The sequence below is a fragment of the Nocardia sp. NPDC058518 genome (assembly GCF_042719655.1).
In the GTDB taxonomy this organism is placed as follows: domain Bacteria; phylum Actinomycetota; class Actinomycetes; order Mycobacteriales; family Mycobacteriaceae; genus Nocardia.
The window spans coordinates 66,469-81,835 of the sequence record NZ_JBHXNJ010000017.1 but is presented as its reverse complement, the minus strand read 5'-3'; the positions used below and the strand labels follow the sequence as shown (position 1 = coordinate 81,835).

The 15,367-nt window shown below is 67.4% G+C and carries 16 protein-coding genes; 10 read left to right on the top strand and 6 right to left on the bottom strand.

What is annotated here, in order from left to right:
- Nucleotides 1-7: 7 nt before the first annotated feature.
- Genes ACFWPX_RS26130 through ACFWPX_RS26115 form a run of 4 tightly spaced genes read left to right on the top strand, consistent with a single transcriptional unit; the run spans nt 8 to nt 3,472 of the window.
- A complete protein-coding gene (locus tag ACFWPX_RS26130) occupies nt 8-1,003 on the top strand; it encodes a thiolase domain-containing protein (protein WP_378930014.1) in 996 nt (331 codons plus the stop codon).
- Nucleotides 1,000-2,169: a thiolase domain-containing protein gene (locus ACFWPX_RS26125; protein WP_378929859.1), complete on the top strand. Its 1,170-nt coding sequence runs from the start codon at nt 1,000-1,002 to the stop codon at nt 2,167-2,169. The genes ACFWPX_RS26130 and ACFWPX_RS26125 overlap by 4 nt, the downstream gene beginning before the upstream one ends.
- On the top strand, nt 2,166-3,056 hold the full coding sequence (locus ACFWPX_RS26120; protein ID WP_378929857.1) for a TIGR03619 family F420-dependent LLM class oxidoreductase: 891 nt from the start codon (nt 2,166-2,168) through the stop codon (nt 3,054-3,056). Before ACFWPX_RS26125 ends, ACFWPX_RS26120 begins: the two co-directional genes overlap by 4 nt.
- A complete protein-coding gene (locus tag ACFWPX_RS26115; protein ID WP_378929855.1) occupies nt 3,053-3,472 on the top strand; it encodes a nuclear transport factor 2 family protein in 420 nt (139 codons plus the stop codon). Before ACFWPX_RS26120 ends, ACFWPX_RS26115 begins: the two co-directional genes overlap by 4 nt.
- 60 nt (nt 3,473-3,532) lie before the next feature.
- On the opposite strand, the gene ACFWPX_RS26110 is transcribed toward ACFWPX_RS26115, so the two are convergent.
- Entirely contained in the window at nt 3,533-4,822 is a 1,290-nt protein-coding gene (locus tag ACFWPX_RS26110) for a cytochrome P450 (RefSeq protein ID WP_378929853.1), read from the bottom strand.
- 132 nt (nt 4,823-4,954) lie between these two features.
- Here ACFWPX_RS26110 and ACFWPX_RS26105 point away from each other — a divergent pair, with 132 nt between their 5' ends.
- Nucleotides 4,955-6,118, top strand: a complete 1,164-nt coding sequence (locus tag ACFWPX_RS26105; RefSeq protein WP_378929851.1) for a steroid 3-ketoacyl-CoA thiolase — start codon at nt 4,955-4,957, stop codon at nt 6,116-6,118.
- A gap of 365 nt (nt 6,119-6,483) precedes the next feature.
- Complete coding sequence (locus ACFWPX_RS26100; protein WP_019044759.1) at nt 6,484-6,900, top strand: helix-turn-helix domain-containing protein; 417 nt, start codon at nt 6,484-6,486, stop codon at nt 6,898-6,900.
- A 133-nt stretch (nt 6,901-7,033) separates the two neighbouring features.
- Here the strand turns inward: ACFWPX_RS26100 and ACFWPX_RS26095 are convergent, their stop codons facing one another.
- The 5 genes from ACFWPX_RS26095 to ACFWPX_RS26075 form a co-directional block, all read right to left on the bottom strand.
- A complete protein-coding gene (locus ACFWPX_RS26095) occupies nt 7,034-8,068 on the bottom strand; it encodes a hypothetical protein (protein WP_378929849.1) in 1,035 nt (344 codons plus the stop codon).
- On the bottom strand, nt 8,065-8,580 hold the full coding sequence (locus tag ACFWPX_RS26090) for an ImmA/IrrE family metallo-endopeptidase (protein ID WP_378929847.1): 516 nt from the start codon (nt 8,578-8,580) through the stop codon (nt 8,065-8,067). Before ACFWPX_RS26090 ends, ACFWPX_RS26095 begins: the two co-directional genes overlap by 4 nt.
- An 11-nt stretch (nt 8,581-8,591) precedes the next feature.
- Nucleotides 8,592-9,698 (bottom strand): hypothetical protein, encoded by a 1,107-nt coding sequence (locus tag ACFWPX_RS26085; RefSeq protein WP_378929845.1) that lies wholly within the window; start codon nt 9,696-9,698, stop codon nt 8,592-8,594.
- Between the two features lie 283 nt (nt 9,699-9,981).
- Complete coding sequence (locus tag ACFWPX_RS26080) at nt 9,982-10,893, bottom strand: SDR family oxidoreductase (protein WP_378929843.1); 912 nt, start codon at nt 10,891-10,893, stop codon at nt 9,982-9,984.
- A gap of 58 nt (nt 10,894-10,951) precedes the next feature.
- A complete protein-coding gene (locus ACFWPX_RS26075) occupies nt 10,952-11,731 on the bottom strand; it encodes an SDR family oxidoreductase (RefSeq protein ID WP_378929841.1) in 780 nt (259 codons plus the stop codon).
- A gap of 70 nt (nt 11,732-11,801) precedes the next feature.
- On the opposite strand from ACFWPX_RS26075, the gene ACFWPX_RS26070 reads away from it, so the two are divergent.
- Genes ACFWPX_RS26070 through ACFWPX_RS26055 form a run of 4 tightly spaced genes read left to right on the top strand, consistent with a single transcriptional unit; the run spans nt 11,802 to nt 15,299 of the window.
- Nucleotides 11,802-12,566 (top strand): enoyl-CoA hydratase family protein, encoded by a 765-nt coding sequence (locus ACFWPX_RS26070; protein WP_378913807.1) that lies wholly within the window; start codon nt 11,802-11,804, stop codon nt 12,564-12,566.
- Nucleotides 12,563-13,453, top strand: a complete 891-nt coding sequence (locus tag ACFWPX_RS26065; protein WP_378930012.1) for a CoA transferase subunit A — start codon at nt 12,563-12,565, stop codon at nt 13,451-13,453. Before ACFWPX_RS26070 ends, ACFWPX_RS26065 begins: the two co-directional genes overlap by 4 nt.
- The gene (locus ACFWPX_RS26060; protein ID WP_378929839.1) at nt 13,450-14,217 is read left to right on the top strand and encodes a CoA-transferase subunit beta; all 768 of its coding nucleotides are present in this window, start codon (nt 13,450-13,452) and stop codon (nt 14,215-14,217) included. The genes ACFWPX_RS26065 and ACFWPX_RS26060 overlap by 4 nt, the downstream gene beginning before the upstream one ends.
- Nucleotides 14,214-15,299 carry an NAD(P)H-dependent flavin oxidoreductase gene (locus ACFWPX_RS26055; protein ID WP_378929837.1) on the top strand — a complete coding sequence of 362 codons (1,086 nt, stop codon included), beginning with the start codon at nt 14,214-14,216 and terminating at the stop codon, nt 15,297-15,299. Before ACFWPX_RS26060 ends, ACFWPX_RS26055 begins: the two co-directional genes overlap by 4 nt.
- Nucleotides 15,300-15,367 lie beyond the last annotated feature (68 nt).

The following is a 15,367-nucleotide window of genomic DNA, read 5'->3' as shown; positions in this document are numbered from 1 at the left end:
CGCGAGCATGCCCGAGATCGCGGTGGTGGGCTTCGCCCACGCACCACACGTACCCGAAACCCACGGCACCACCAACGGCGTCGAGATGCTCGTGCCGTGCTTCCAGCAGCTCTACGCCGAGCTCGGCATCACCAAGTCCGATATCGACTTCTGGTGCTCGGGGTCCTCCGATTTCCTTGCCGGACGTGCGTTCTCGTTCATCTCGGCGATCGATGCGATCGGCGCCGTCCCACCGATCAACGAGTCGCACGTGGAGATGGACGCCGCATGGGCGCTCTACGAAGCGTGGGTGAAGCTGCGTTCCGGACAGGCGCAGACCGCACTCGTGTACGGCTTCGGCAAGTCGTCGGCCGGCACGCTGCGCCAGGTGCTGACCATGCAGCTCGACCCCTATCTGGTCGGGCCGCTGTGGCCCGACGCGGTCTCGATCGCGGGTTTGCAGGCGCGTGCCGGTCTGGATTCCGGCCGGTGGACCGAGCAGGACATGGCGGCGGTCGCGGGCGGTGACCTCGGCGCACCCTATGTGGCCGACCCACTGCGCGCCCACGACATCGCGCCGATCACCGACGGTGCGGCCGCGATCGTGCTCGCGGTCGGCGATCGCGCGCGGGAGCTCTGCGAGCGACCCGCGTGGATCACCGGAATCGCGCACAACATCGACGCCCAGGCACTGGGCAGTCGCGATCTGACGCGCTCTCCCTCCACCACCAAGGCGGCCGCGGTGGCGACCGGCGGCAATACCAGCTTCGACGTCGCCGAGCTGCACGCGCCGTTCAGTCATCAGCAGTTGATCCTCGCGGAGGCGATCGGGCTGTCCGCGGACACCCGCATCAACCCCTCCGGTGGCGCCCTCGCCGCCAACCCGATGTTCGCGGCGGGTCTCGAACGAATCGGCAGCGCCGCCAAAGCCATCATGTCCGGCACCGCGAACCGGACCCTCGCTCATGCGACCAGCGGCCCTGCGCTGCAACAGAATCTGGTCGCCGTCATGGAGGTCAAGTGAGCTTCCCCGCAGCGGTGCTCGGCACCGGCCAAACCCATCACGTGACAAAACGTACGGACGTGTCCATGGCGGGCATGTGCCGTGAGGCCATCGATCGCGCACTCGATGACGCGGGTCTGACCATCGCCGACATCGACGCTGTCGTCGTCGGCAAGGCCCCCGACTACTTCGAGGGCGTCATGATGCCCGAGCTGTACATGGCCGAGGCGCTCGGCGCGGCGGGCAAGCCGTTGATCCGCGTGCACACCGCGGGCTCGGTCGGCGGCTCGACCGGCGTCGTCGCCGCCAACCTGGTGCAGGGCGGGGTGCACAAGCGCGTCCTCGCCATCGCCTGGGAGAAGCAGTCGGAGTCGAATGCCATGTGGGCGTTGTCGATTCCGGTGCCGTTCACCATGCCGGTCGGCGCGGGCGCGGGCGGCTACTTCGCTCCGCACGTGCGCTCCTACATCCGTCGCTCGAACGCGCCACTGCACATCGGTGCGATGGTGGCGGTGAAGGATCGGCGCAACGGCGCGAAGAACCCACTCGCGCACCTGCATCAGCCCGACATCACCATCGAGTCGGTGCTGGCCTCCCAAATGCTTTGGGACCCTATCCGTTTCGATGAGACCTGCCCGTCGTCGGACGGAGCGTGCGCCGTGGTGATCGGCGATGCCGAGGCCGCCGCGGTGGTCGAAGCCGAGGGCAAGAAGGTGGCCTGGGTACACGGCACCGCGATGCGCACCGAGCCGACCACCTTCTCCGGTCGCGACCAGGTGAATCCGCAGGCGGGCCGGGTCGCGGCCGCGGCCCTGTGGGAGTCGGCCGGGATCACCGATCCCCTGGAAGAGATCGACGTCGCCGAGATCTACGTGCCGTTCTCCTGGTTCGAGCCGATGTGGCTCGAGAATCTCGGCTTCGCGGCCGAGGGCGACGGCTGGAAACTCACCGACAAGGGTGAGACGGAAATCGGTGGGCGAATCCCGGTGAACCCGTCGGGTGGCGTTCTCTCGTCCAACCCGATCGGCGCCTCGGGCCTGATCCGCTTCGCCGAAGCCGCTAAGCAGGTGATGGGCCGTGCGGGCGACTACCAGGTGCCGAACGCTCACAAGGCGCTCGGCCACGCGTACGGCGGCGGCTCCCAGTACTTTTCGATGTGGGTCGTGGGAAGCGAGCGCCCGGCATGAAGTTCACCCTCGGTGTCGCACTGAGCCCCTTGGACCAGCTCACCGAGCTGGCCAAGACGGCCGAAGAATGCGGGTTCACCTCCATCGGCCTGCCCGATTCGCTGTTCTACATGAAGTCGCAGGCCGCCGACTACCCGTACACCCCGGACGGCAGCCGCTTCTGGGGCCCGGAGACTCCGTGGGTGGATCCGCTGATCGCCGCCGCGTCCATGGCGGCGGTCACCACGAAGCTGCGCTTCTACACCAATGTCCTCAAGCTCGGCTCGCGCAATCCGCTGCTGCTGGCCCGCCAGGTCGGCTCGATCGCCAATATGTCGGGCAACCGGTTCGGCTTCGGCATCGGCATCGGCTGGGCACCTGAGGAATTCGAATGGTGCGGGGTTCCTTATGCCCGCCGTGGCGCGCGGGTCGACGAGATGATCGAGGTCATCCGGCTCGTTCTCGACGGCGGCATGGTCGAATTCCACGGCGAGTTCTTCGATTTCGACCAGCTGCAGATGAGTCCGGCGCCGAGCCGGCGGGTGCCGTTCTACATCGGCGGGCACACCGGTCCGGCGTTGCGCCGGGCCGCCCGCATCGGTGACGGCTGGACCTCGGCGATGATGAAGTTCGACGACCTGGTCACCACCATCGGCACGCTGCGCGACCTACGTGCGGAATACGGCCGGTCCGAGGAGCCGTTCGAGATCCAGTCCGTCTGCATCGACAAGTTCGGTCGCGACGGCTATCAGGATCTGGCCGACGCGGGTGTCACCGACAACATCGTGGTGCCCTGGCTGGCCGACGGTATCGGGTTCGACGGCGAGCTGGCGGCCAAGCAGGACTCGCTGCGCCGCTTCGCCGAGAAGTACATCGCCGACCCCATCATCGCGAAGGTAGCGCCATGACCGACACCGCAGTCGAGAACTCCGCCCGCGCCGCAGGCCTGGCATCCCAGGCCGCGGTCCGGGCCAAGGACCGCGCCGCCTGGGTGGCCCTGTTCGCCGAGGACGGCATTGTCGAGGACCCCGTCGGCCCTTCGGGTTTCGATCCCGAGGGCGTCGGCCACCGGGGCCACGAGGCCATCGGCGGCTTCTGGGACAAAGCCATCGCGCTCACCGAATCCATCGAATTCCGCTTCGAAGACTCCTTCGCGTGCGGCAATGAAATCGCCTTCACCGGCCTGATCCGCACCACCATGGCCGGCCACATCATCGACGCCGAAGGTGTGTTCACCTACAAGGTCGACGCCGAGGGAAAGATCGCGGCTTTGCGCGCTTTCTGGGAAGTAGACCGCGCGGTCGCTACCACGCGCCCCGTATAGCGGTAAACGCGAGAACAGCCCGGGACCTTTCGGTCCCGGGCTGTTCTCGTTGTCGGCGACTCAGTGCGCGACAGGGCAACCGGCGGGCTTGTAATCGACCGGCAGCTCCTTGATCCCATTGAGCCAACCCGAACGCAGCCGCTTCGGATCACCGATTTGGGTGATATCGGGCAGATGATCAGCAATCGCGTTGAAGATCAGATCGACCTCGAGCCGAGCCAGGTTCGCGCCGACGCAGAAGTGCGCGCCGGTGCCGCCGAAGGCCAGATGCTGGTTGTCGGCGCGGGTGATGTCGAACGTCTCCGGGTTCTCGAACACGTCCTCGTCGAAGTTTGCCGAGCGGTACAGCATCACGAGCCGCTGGCCCTTCTTGATCTGCACGCCGCCGAGCTCGGTGTCCTCGAGCGCGGTGCGCTGGAAGGAGGTCACCGGAGTGGCCCAGCGGATGATCTCGTCCGCCGCGGTGGCCGGGCGCTCCTTCTTGAACAACTCCCACTGGTCGGGGTTCTCCATGAAGGCGATCATGCCGTGGGTGATGGCGTTGCGGGTCGTCTCGTTGCCCGCGACGGCCAGGACGATCACGAAGAAGCCGAATTCCTCCGGCGTGAGGTGCTCGCCGTCGACGTCGGCCTCGATCAGCGTGGTCACCAGATCGTCGGCCGGCTCGGCCTTCCTGGCCTCGGCCATCTGGTAGGCGTAGCCGAGGATCTCCATCGACGCGGCGACCGGATCGGCAGTGCTGTCCGGATCGTCGTAGCTGGTCATGTCGTTGGACCAGTCGAAGACCTTCATCCGGTCCTCCTGCGGCACACCGATCAGTTCGGCGATCGCCTGCAGCGGCAGCTCACACGCCACCTGGGTGACGAAGTCACCGCTGCCGGACTCGAGGGCTCGCTTCACAATGCCTTCGGCACGGGCCGAGAGTTCGGCGCGCAGGCCGTTGATCGCGCGCGGGGTGAAGCCCTTGGCGATCAGCTTGCGCAGCTTGGTGTGCTCGGGGGCGTCCTTGTTCAACAGGACGAAGCGCTGCAGTTCGATCTGCTCGCGCTGGATGTCGTCGTTGAAGCGCGGGATCGCGGTGTTCTCGAAGGTCGAGAACACATCGCTGCGGCGCGACACCTCTTTGACGTCGGCGTGCTTGCTCACCACCCAGAAGCCGTCGTCATGGAACCCGCCCACCTCCGGCGACTGCTCGTTCCACCAGATCGGGGCCGTACGACGCAGCTCGGCAAACTCCTCGGCCGGAATTCGCTCGGCGTAGATAGCCGGGTCGGTAACGTCGAACCCGTCCGGCAGGTTCGGCCGGGCACCCGTCACGGGGCCGGCGTGTTCGGTGCTCGGATCTACCACCAGATGTCTCCTTCGACAAACTGAAACACGTTCTACAATCATTCAAGCATAGGGGTTGCCGCGACGGAAGAACCTCGCGGTTTTACCCTGGACTCAAGATCAGAACCTGTTGCAGTTATGAGGGAGATTCAGATGGGCACACCCGTGATCGTCGAAGCCGTGCGTACCCCGATCGGCAAGCGGCGAGGGCAACTTTCGGGACTGCACGCCGCCGAACTGCTCGGCCTGGCCCAGCGCGGACTACTCGACCGGGCGGGCCTCGACCCGGCCGAGGTCGAGCAGGTGATCGGCGGCTGCGTCACCCAGGCCGGCGAGCAGTCCAACAACGTCACCCGCGTCGCCTGGCTGCACGCGGGCCTGCCGTGGCAGACCGGCGCGACCACCATCGACGCCCAGTGCGGTTCGGCCCAGCAGGCCAACCACCTCGTCGCGGGTCTCATCGCCACCGGCGCGATCGACGTCGGCATCGCGTGCGGCGTCGAGGCGATGAGCCGGGTGCCGCTCGGCGCCAATGTCGGCACCGAAGCGGGTCCGCGACGACCGGCGTCGTGGTCGATCGATCTGCCCGACCAGTTCGGCGCCGCCGAGCGCATCGCCCGCAGGCGCGGGATCACCCGGTCCGACATCGACGAATTCGGCTTGCGCTCACAGCAATTGGCGGCCAAGGCGTGGGCAGAGGGCCGCTACGACCGTGAGGTGCTCCCGATCTCGGCGCCGGTGCTCGACAGCGAGGGCGTGGCCACCGGCGAGAAGGTGGAGGTCGCCCGCGACCAGGGCCTGCGCGCGACCACCATCGAAGGACTCGCCGCACTGAAACCGGTCGTTGCCGACGGTATCCACACCGCGGGCACCTCCTCGCAGATCTCCGACGGCGCCGCCGCGGTGCTGCTGATGGACGAAACCGTCGCGCGCCGAAAGGGTTTGCGTCCGCGAGCCCGGATTCATACCCAGGTACTCGTCGGCGCCGAACCGGAGTTCCATCTCGACGGTCCGGTACAGGCGTGCACCCGGCTGCTCGAGCGCTCCGGAATGACGATTGGCGATATCGATCTATTCGAGATCAACGAAGCATTCGCGTCGGTCGCACTTTCGTGGGCTGCCGTACATCAACCTGACATGGAACGTGTAAATGTCAACGGCGGCGCGATCGCAATCGGGCATCCTGTCGGCTCCACCGGCTCCCGATTGATCACAACCGCGCTACACGAACTCGAACGCACAGGTCAGGGCACTGCCATGGTGCTCATGTGCGCCGGCGGCGCACTCGCGACCGGAACCATCATCGAACGCCTGTAGACTGATCCATACCGAAACCGGGCGCCCAGGTTGAAGATTCATCCCAGGGCGCCCGGAACGTGTCGTACGCCACAAAGTCACGGGGGGCAGGGGGATGATGAGATGTCAGCTATCTTTGGGCTACCGTAGGGTTGGGGAGGAAGAGCCCTGCGACGGGCACGAACCCGGGCACCCGCGCGCTCCACAAGAGTCGTTGGCGTGACCCGCAAACGCGGCCACCGCCACCCCTGCACGCAGGTGAGCGTCGGAAATCGTAGAGAAATCCCCAATCAGGCGTAGGTTTTCAGTTACTGAGCCGCTAATATCAATGATACGTATCCGAGATAACGACTGTTAGTACAGTGAAGGGAATTGGGCGGCTCACAATGGCTGATTTCGCGGCGCGGCTGAACAAGCTGTTCGAAACCGTGCATCCCCCGGGGCGCAAGCCGCACACCAACGCAGAGGTTGCGGCTGCGCTGACTGCCTCCGGGCATCCGATCTCGAAGCCGTATCTCTCGCAGTTGCGGTCGGGACAACGAACGAATCCGTCCGATGAGACGGTGGCCGCCCTGGCGAAGTTCTTCAAGGTCAAGCCTGACTACTTCTTCAACGATATTTACGCGGCCAAGATCGATCACGACCTGGAGCTGCTCGCGCAGCTGCAGGGTTACGGACTTCGTCGACTGTCGAGTAGGGCATTCGACCTGTCCGAAGAATCACAGAATCTGCTCACCTCGATGGCGGAGAAGCTGCGGGCCAGCGAAGGCTTGCCCGAAATTCCTCCGGACGGAACGGAATAGGATCCACGCATCGGCCGGCCTGACGCACCTGATGGTGTCCTGGGTACGGCTGTAAACATCGGATACGCAGACAACGGGCCTGAGACGGTGAAACCCACCGGCTCAGGCCCGTTTTCTGGCCGTGACCGGCCGGTCAGCTCGAAGTAGCGGCGTTCTGCGGTGCCGTCTTCGCGGCCGCCACCGCGTTCTCGTACTGGTTCGCGAGCGCGAGGACCCAGCCCCGCGGGCTCAATCCGGGCGGCGGCGCGATCCAGCGCGCGTCGACGAACAAGTCCCCCAACGGATTTCGCGCCCACTCGGCCACCACCGCGGCCCGCTGCGGCACCGAGTTCGGCGGCTCACCGGCCGCCGGGATGACGATGCCGCTGCCCGAGAGCAGATACAGCGCGTCCATCACCTGTGCCATGTGATCGGAGGCCTTGAGCTGCGCCGAGGTGGCGTTCTGTTCGGGCGCGACCACCTCGGGGAAGCGTCCGACCATCAACTTGTGCAATGGCTGGATCCGGCGCAGCAGGACCTTGGCCCGCCACCACAGCTCGATCACGATCGACACCGCGCCCAGCGCGATCAGCAGCGCGGCGATCTCCCACGCGACCCATCCCCACAGCGGCTCGTTGGGCGGCGTCGGTGCGGCCTGCTGGAAGGCACGACCCACATTGGCGACGGCGAGCACCGCGACCAGCGCGGTGCCGGTGATGTAGACGGCGATGCCGCGACCGAGGATGGTCCAGTCCAGGTTGCGCAGCCCGGTGGTCACGATGAACACCGCGCCGAGCGCGACCACCATCCAGCCGAAGGTGAACGACCACGCCAGGGTGATCGCGATCGCCACCGCGCCGATGCCGTACACGACCATCGCGACCTGGCGCAGGTTGCGCCGCGAGACCACCGGCCACGCGGCCGAGGCCACCACCGAGGTGGCCGTGGTGAACAGGATCCAGGCGGAGATGACGATGCCGGTGGACAGCCAGCCGCTGTGCACACCGCCCTTCATCAGATTGTCGATGGCAACAGCCATCTCGGGAATGGCGACGGTGACCGCGAGTGCCACGGCGGCGACCGCGACGACGATGGCCACGCGGGCGGTCGTCGCGGGCTTCACCAGCACGCGACCCACTCGCGCACCCGCGGCAACCCAGACCAGCAGGGCTGTCAACCAGAGTGTCATCCGAGTGCCTCATCGAATCGAAGGACCGAGACGCCTGCGCCCCGGTTGCTGAATACGCGCAGTCGGGTCATGAGCATGGCCGCGAAGGTCTCGGCCTCCCATTCGGCGAGGTCGTCGGAGCCGTCGTCGACGATCTGCGCGTGGGCGCGCTGGCTGAGCATGTAGGCGATCAGGTCGTCGCTGACTTCCAGGGTCGTCTCCGCCGCGGGCGCGCCCTCGTGGTCGAAGACGATGTGGCCGAGTTCGTGCGCGAGGGTGTGATCGCGACTCGGCAGGGCGTCGGCGAGGACGATGATGTCGCGTTCGGGATAGAACCGGCGCTGACCGCACACGCCGGGGCCGAGGTTCGCGCTGGTGATCTCGATTTCGCGTTTGCGCTCCAACGAGATGGCATAGACCACCTCGTCGAGGGTGGTGGCGTCGGCGTCGGCGGCCACCGCGCACACCGCGTCGACGGCGGCGGCGACGCGGCGATAGGACCGGGAGGTGCTCTGGGTCGTGCTCTTACTCATCGAAGATCCCCTCACGACCTCGGTCCGAAGAACTCGGCACGCGCCGCGTTCACCCGCGCTTGGGCTGCCGCGGCACCTTGGAAACTCACTGCGCCCGAACCGGTTCCGGCCAGGGTGAGCGCGATCAGGCCGCCGATCACCGACAGGAGTTCGGGTTCGGGCAGGCCACTGTTGTCACTGGTCGGCTTGAACTCGTGGTTCGGCTTGGCCGCCGGTACCGGTGCGGCCGCGGCGGGCGGTGGTGCGGCCGGAGCCTCGACCGCTGGCGGTGCGGCTACCGGAACAGGCACTGCCACAGCGATATTCGGAATACCGGGGATGGCGGGCGCGGGTGGGATGGCGATCGAGGGAAGGGCCGGTGCGGCCGGGGCCGAGGGGATCGGGATCAGGAGCAACAGCAGTGGCGAGGCCGATCCGACTGCCGCCGAACCGACCGCGGCAGAACCCACGGCGGCCGATCCCGCACCCGCGGAACCTACCGCCGCGGAACCGGCAGCGGCGGACCCGACTGCGGCAGAGCCAGTTCCGAGCACAGCCGAGCCCACGCCGAGAGCGGCCGAACCGGTGCCTGCCGCTGCCGAGCCGACGGCAGCCGAGCCGGTACCGAGAACTGCTGCGGCACCTGCCGAACCGGTACCGAGAACCGCTGCCGCGCCTGCCGAGCCGGTACCGAGGATGGCGGCCGCGCCCGCGGAGCCTGAGCCGAGGACTACGCCCAGACCTGCCGACCCGGTGCCGAGGAGCACGCCGAGGCCGGCCGAGCCGGTTCCGAGGACAACGCCCGCGGCGGCCGAACCCGCGCCTGCCGCGGCGGAGCCGGCGGCGGCCGAACCGGAAAGGGGGCCCGCGACTTCCTTTTTGGGGATGTCATCGCTCGATCGGCCGGGGATGGTGAGGGGGGTCCATTCGTCGGCGACCGACGCACCCGACTGCGGGTTACCCGGATCGTCCTGCTCGCTGTTGCCCTGGTTCTGGCCTTGACCGGGCAGGCTCAGCTCACCGAGCTCGGGGGCCGGGGTGCTCTGACCGCCATTGCCGCCACTTCCGTTGCCCTGCCCGCTGCTTCCGCTGCCGGGTGCCTGCGCGGCAGGTGTGGATGGTTTTTCCGGGGCGGCCATAGCGACAGCAGGCCCTAATAGCGCACAGCCGGCCAGCACACTCGCAGCGGCAAACACGCGCAACATGCGACCAATGGCCATGCGCTAGATCATCCCCTTAGTTTTTCAGCGCAGAATTACCCCCGGTCGCGACACATTCCGGGATCGACGAACAGTAGCCCATAGTAAACCCACGGCCACATGCCCGCAGCGGAGAGCAAGAGTCGTCCAGCCCCCTGGACGTGTGTGACATGCCATAAGTGCAGGCCGGGGACTTTTCCCGGCCTGCACATCTCAGAGTTAGCTATGCGCCGTAAACAGGCTCCGGCGGAGTGCTCTTCTCGATCAGTTCTTTGACGACCGGACCGAGCTCGGCGGGGTTCCAGCGGGCGCCGCGATCGACCGGGGCACCATGGAGCCAGCCCTGCGCCAGCGCGACCTTTCCGCCCTCTACCTCGAACATCCGGCCGGTCACCCCGGCGGATTCGGTGCTGCCGAGCCACACGACCAGCGGCGAGATGTTCTCCGGCGCCATCGCGTCGAAGCCAGCGCCGGGAGCGGCCATGGTGTCGGCGAAGACCGTCTCGGTCATCCGGGTGCGGGCGGCGGGGGCGATGGCGTTCACGGTCACGCCGTAGCGCCCGAACTCCGCCGACGCGGTGAGTGTGAGACCCGCGATACCCGCCTTGGCCGCGCCGTAATTGCCCTGGCCGACGCTGCCCTGCAGCCCGGCACCGGAGCTGGTGTTGATCACGCGGGCGTCCACCGGGCGGCCCGCCTTCGACTCGGCCCGCCAGTACTCGGCCGCGTGCCGCATGGTGGCGAAGTGGCCCTTGAGATGCACGCGAACCACGGCGTCCCACTCGTCCTCGCCGAGGTTGACCAGCATGCGGTCGCGCACGAAGCCCGCGTTGTTGACCAGCACATCGAGCCCACCGAACGTGTCGACGGCCTGCCGGATCAGGCGGCGAGCGCCTTCCCAATCGGCGACGTCGTCGTAGTTGGCGACGGCCTCGCCACCGGCCGCGACGATCTCGTCGACAACCTGCTGCGCGGGGGTCTCGGTCGTTGCGGCGCCGTCGAGCGCCGTGCCGACATCGTTGACCACCACGCGGGCACCCGCGGCGGCGAAGGCGAGCGCGTGCGCGCGGCCGATTCCCCGGCCCGCGCCGGTCACGATCACCGTGCGTCCGGCGCAGATCAACTGGTTGTCCATCTCAAAACTCCTGTACTTGTCGGCAGCTGACGCCGCGGGGTCGGTCCGGTCGGGAAGGTCACTGATTGTTCGCGTTGGCGGCGTCGAGGAAGGCCGGGCGTTCGCCGCCGCCGTGGACGAGCAAGGTCGCGCCGCTGATATGCGCGGCAAGGGGTGAGGCCAGGAAGAGGGCGGCGTTGCCGACGTCGGTCGGGCGGGCGAGACGGCCGAGCGGGACGGTCTTCGCGACGGCGGCCACTCCGTCGGCGTCGCCGTAGTGCAGGTGGCTGAGTTCGGTTTCCACCGGGCCGACGACGACGCAGTTGAGCCGGACTTTCGGCGCCCACTCGACGGCCAGCGAGGACGCGAGGTTGTCCAGGCCCGCCTTGGCCGCGCCGTAGGCGGCGGTGCCCGGCGAGGGCCGGTGCCCGCTCACGCTGGTGATCATCACGATCGAGCCGCCCGAATCCTGCTTTTGCATCAGCGCATTGGCCTGCTGGGAGATCAGCAGGGGCGCGAGCAGATTCAGCTCCACGATCTTGGTGTGGAATTTGGGGCTCGCGGCGTCGGCCATCGCGAACGGCGCGCCACCGGCGTTGTTCACCACATGGTCGATCCGGCCGTGCCTGGCGACGATCTCGGCGAACATCGCCGCCACCGCGTCGACATCGCGCACATCGCAGGTGAGGTGTTCGGTACTGCGATCGGCCACCGTTATCGGCTCGTCGGCCGGTCTGCGCGCGCAGGTCAGCACGGTCGCGCCCGCGGCGAGGAAGGCCCGGCTGATACCGGCGCCGACGCCGCGCACACCACCTGTCACCAGAACGATCTGCTCGGAAAGGTCGATTTCTACAGCCACCGTGTTAACCTACCAAGCAATTGCTTGCTTTGTCTCGGGTTCGCCGAGGCGTGCACGAGGAGACATCGCGATGGGGATAAACCGTCACACCGAAGCCGACGGGGTAGAGGTCGTCACAGTCGACTACCCGCCGGTCAACGCCCTGCCCTCGGACGGCTGGTTCGCACTGGCCGAAGCCGTCAGGGCAGCGGGCCGCAACCAGGAGACCCGGGTGGTCGTGCTGCGCGCGGAAGGCCGCGGGTTCAACGCGGGCGTCGACATCAAGGAGATGAACGCCGACGTCGGCCATACCGCGCTGATCCGCGCCAACCACGGCTGCTTCGAGGCCTTCGCCGCGGTCTACGACTGCGAGGTGCCCGTGGTCACCGCCGTGAACGGCTTCTGCCTCGGCGGCGGCATCGGCCTGGTCGGTAATTCCGACGTCATCGTCGCCTCCGACGACGCCACCTTCGGTCTGCCCGAAGTGGACCGTGGCGCGCTCGGCGCCGCCACGCACCTGGCGCGGCTGGTCCCCCAGCACCTGATGCGCACCATGTTCTATACCGCGGGCAAGCTCACCGCCCAGCAGCTGCACCACTTCGGTTCGGTGTACAAGGTGGTGCCGCGCGCCGAACTCGACGCCGCCGCGATGGAAGTCGCGAAGAACATCGCGAACAAGGACGGCCGCGTGATCCGTGCCGCCAAACGCGCGCTCAACGGCATCGACGTGCAGGACGTGCATCGTTCCTACCGCTACGAACAGGGCTTCACGATGGAGCTCAACCTCGCCGGTGTCGCCGACGAGATCAGGGCGCGCTTCGACGACGATCTCGCCGCGCAGAAGAAGGAGAGCTGAACGCCATGCGCGACAAGAGAATGACCCTCGATGAGGTGGTCGGTGAGCTGCGCAGCGGCATGACCATCGGGATCGGCGGCTGGGGTTCGCGACGCAAGCCGATGGCGCTGGTACGCGCGCTGCTGCGTTCCGATGTCACCGATCTGACCGTGGTCACCTACGGCGGCCCGGATCTGGGTCTGCTGTGTTCGGCGGGCAAGGTCCGCAAGGCGTACTACGGGTTCGTGTCGCTGGATTCGGCGCCGTTCTACGACCCGTGGTTCGCGAAGGCACGCACCGAGGGCGCGATCACCGTGCGCGAGATGGACGAGGGGATGGTGAAGTGCGGGCTGCAAGCGGCCGCGGCGCGGCTGCCGTTCCTGCCGATCCGGGCCGGGCTCGGGTCGGCGGTGCTCGACTTCTGGGAGGGCGAGCTGAAGACCGTCCCGTCGCCGTACCCCGCCGCCGACGGTCGCGTCGAAACCCTGGTCGCGATGCCCGCGCTGAATCTCGACGCGTCGTTCGTGCACCTGGATCTGGCCGACAAGCACGGCAACGCGGCGTACACGGGCGTCGATCCGTATTTCGACGATCTGTACTGCCTTGCCGCGGAGCGCCGCTACGTCTCGGTGGATCGCATCGTCGAGACCGAGGAGCTGGTGAAAGCCGTTCCGCAACAGGCGATCATCCTCAACCGCATGCTGGTCGACGGTGTGGTCGAGTCGCCCGGCGGCGCGCACTTCACCTTCGCGGGCAGCTACGGGCGCGACGAGAAGTTTCAGAAGCACTACGTGGCGGCCGCGAAGACGCCGGAGTCGTGGGCCGAGTTCAAGGCTCGCTACCTCGACGTCTCCGAGGACGAATACCAGTCCGCCGTCGCCACTTTCGCCGAGGAGCAGAAGCTATGAATGCCGCAGTGCACAGCGGAACCGTTACCCGTGCCGAGATCTGTGTCGTCGCGGCGGCGGAGATCTTCCGTGGGGCGGGCGAGATCATGGCGAGCCCGATGTCGACCGTCACCACCATCGGTGCGCGGCTGGCCCGGCTCACCTTCGAACCCGATCTACTGTTGTCCGACGGTGAGGCGCTGTTCTTCGCCGAGGTACCGGCGATCGGGGCGAAAGCACCTGTGGAGGGCTGGATTCCGTTCTCCCGGGTGTTCGATGTGGTCGCCTCGGGCCGTCGTCATGTGGTGATGGGTGCCAACCAGATTGACCGGTTCGGCAACCAGAATCTGTCGGCCTTCGGTCCGCTCCAGCAGCCGTCGCGGCAGATGTTCGGTGTGCGTGGCGCGCCGGGCAACACCATCAACCACGCGACCAGCTACTTCGTGCCGAGGCACAACAACCGGGTGTTCGTCGACAAGGTCGACATCATCTCCGGAATCGGTTACGACCGTATCGATCCCGAGAATCCGGCGTACCGCTTCCATCACCTGCATCGTGTGGTGACCAACCTGGGTGTGTTCGACTTCAACGGCCCCGATCACACCCTGCGCGCACTGTCGCTGCACCCGGGTGTGAGTCCGGCCGAGGTCGCCGAGAACACCTCCTTCGAGATCGCCGAATTGGGCGAAGCGGGCGAGACCAGGCTGCCCACCGAGGAAGAGCTGCGGATCATCCGAACCGTGCTCGACCCCAAGGGTTTCCGTGAGAAGGAAGTGGCGGCGTGAGCGCGCGGCTGCGGACCCCGCTGACCGAGCTGGTGGGGATCGAGCATCCCATCGTGCAGACCGGGATGGGCTGGGTCGCCGGTCCTCGCCTGGTCGCGGCCACCGCCAACGCGGGCGGACTTGGCATTCTCGCCTCGGCGACCATGACTTTCGAGGAGCTGGAGGCGGCGGTCGCCAAGACCAAGTCGCTCACGGACAAGCCCTTCGGCGTGAACATCCGCGCCGACGCCACCGACGCTCCCGAGCGCATCGAGCTGCTCATCCGGGAAAAGGTTCGGGTCGCCTCGTTCGCGCTGGCGCCGAAGAAGGAACTCATCGCCCGGCTCAAAGATGCCGGGGTGGTGGTTGTTCCGTCGATCGGCGCGGCCAAGCACGCGGTGAAGGTGGCCTCGTGGGGCGCCGACGCGGTGATCGTGCAGGGCGGCGAAGGCGGCGGTCACACCGGCCCGGTCGCCACCACGCTGCTGCTGCCGTCGGTGCTCGACGCCGTCGACATTCCGGTGATCGCGGCGGGCGGCTTCTTCGACGGTCGCGGCCTCGCCGCCGCGCTGTCCTACGGTGCGGCGGGCGTCGCGATGGGCACCCGCTTCCTGCTCACCCAGGAGAGCACCGTTCCCGAAGCCGTGAAGCAGGAGTACCTGGCGCGCGGCCTCGGAGACACGGTGGTGTCGGTGAAGGTCGACGGGATGCCGCACCGGATGCTGAACACCGAACTGGTCGAGAAGCTGGAACACTCCGGCGGCTGGCGCGGGCTGTCGGCGGCGGTGGGCAACGCGGCCAAGTTCAAGAGCATGACCGGCATGAAGTGGTCGACGCTGATGCGCGACGGCCTGGCGATGCGCAAGACCAAGGACCTCAGCTGGTCTCAGGTCGTGATGGCGGCGAACTCGGCGATGCTGACCAAGGCGGGTCTCGTCGAGGGACGCACCGATGCGGGCGTGCTGCCCGCGGGTCAGGTCACCGGCATCATCGACAGCTTGCCGACGGTGGCGGAACTGATCGACCAGATCGTCACCGACGCGGTGGCCCGGATCGCGGCGGTCAGCGCGTTGACCAGCGAGCCCGCTGCCGACCCTCGCTGACCGCGCCCGAACTCGCCCCGACTCGACGGCCTGGAGCAACCGTCGAGCTCGCCGGGTGACCGAAGCGC

Coding starts and splice junctions, on each gene's coding strand:
- ACFWPX_RS26130 (WP_378930014.1), top strand. CDS start 8: ATGCCCGAGATCGCGGTGGTGGGCTTCGCCCACGCACCACACGTACCC.
- ACFWPX_RS26070 (WP_378913807.1), top strand. CDS start 11,802: ATGGGGATAAACCGTCACACCGAAGCCGACGGGGTAGAGGTCGTCACA.
- ACFWPX_RS26090 (WP_378929847.1), bottom strand. CDS start 8,580: ATGAGTAAGAGCACGACCCAGAGCACCTCCCGGTCCTATCGCCGCGTC.
- ACFWPX_RS26085 (WP_378929845.1), bottom strand. CDS start 9,698: ATGGCCGCCCCGGAAAAACCATCCACACCTGCCGCGCAGGCACCCGGC.
- ACFWPX_RS26060 (WP_378929839.1), top strand. CDS start 13,450: ATGAATGCCGCAGTGCACAGCGGAACCGTTACCCGTGCCGAGATCTGT.
- ACFWPX_RS26105 (WP_378929851.1), top strand. CDS start 4,955: ATGGGCACACCCGTGATCGTCGAAGCCGTGCGTACCCCGATCGGCAAG.
- ACFWPX_RS26120 (WP_378929857.1), top strand. CDS start 2,166: ATGAAGTTCACCCTCGGTGTCGCACTGAGCCCCTTGGACCAGCTCACC.
- ACFWPX_RS26100 (WP_019044759.1), top strand. CDS start 6,484: ATGGCTGATTTCGCGGCGCGGCTGAACAAGCTGTTCGAAACCGTGCAT.
- ACFWPX_RS26080 (WP_378929843.1), bottom strand. CDS start 10,893: ATGGACAACCAGTTGATCTGCGCCGGACGCACGGTGATCGTGACCGGC.
- ACFWPX_RS26115 (WP_378929855.1), top strand. CDS start 3,053: ATGACCGACACCGCAGTCGAGAACTCCGCCCGCGCCGCAGGCCTGGCA.
- ACFWPX_RS26095 (WP_378929849.1), bottom strand. CDS start 8,068: ATGACACTCTGGTTGACAGCCCTGCTGGTCTGGGTTGCCGCGGGTGCG.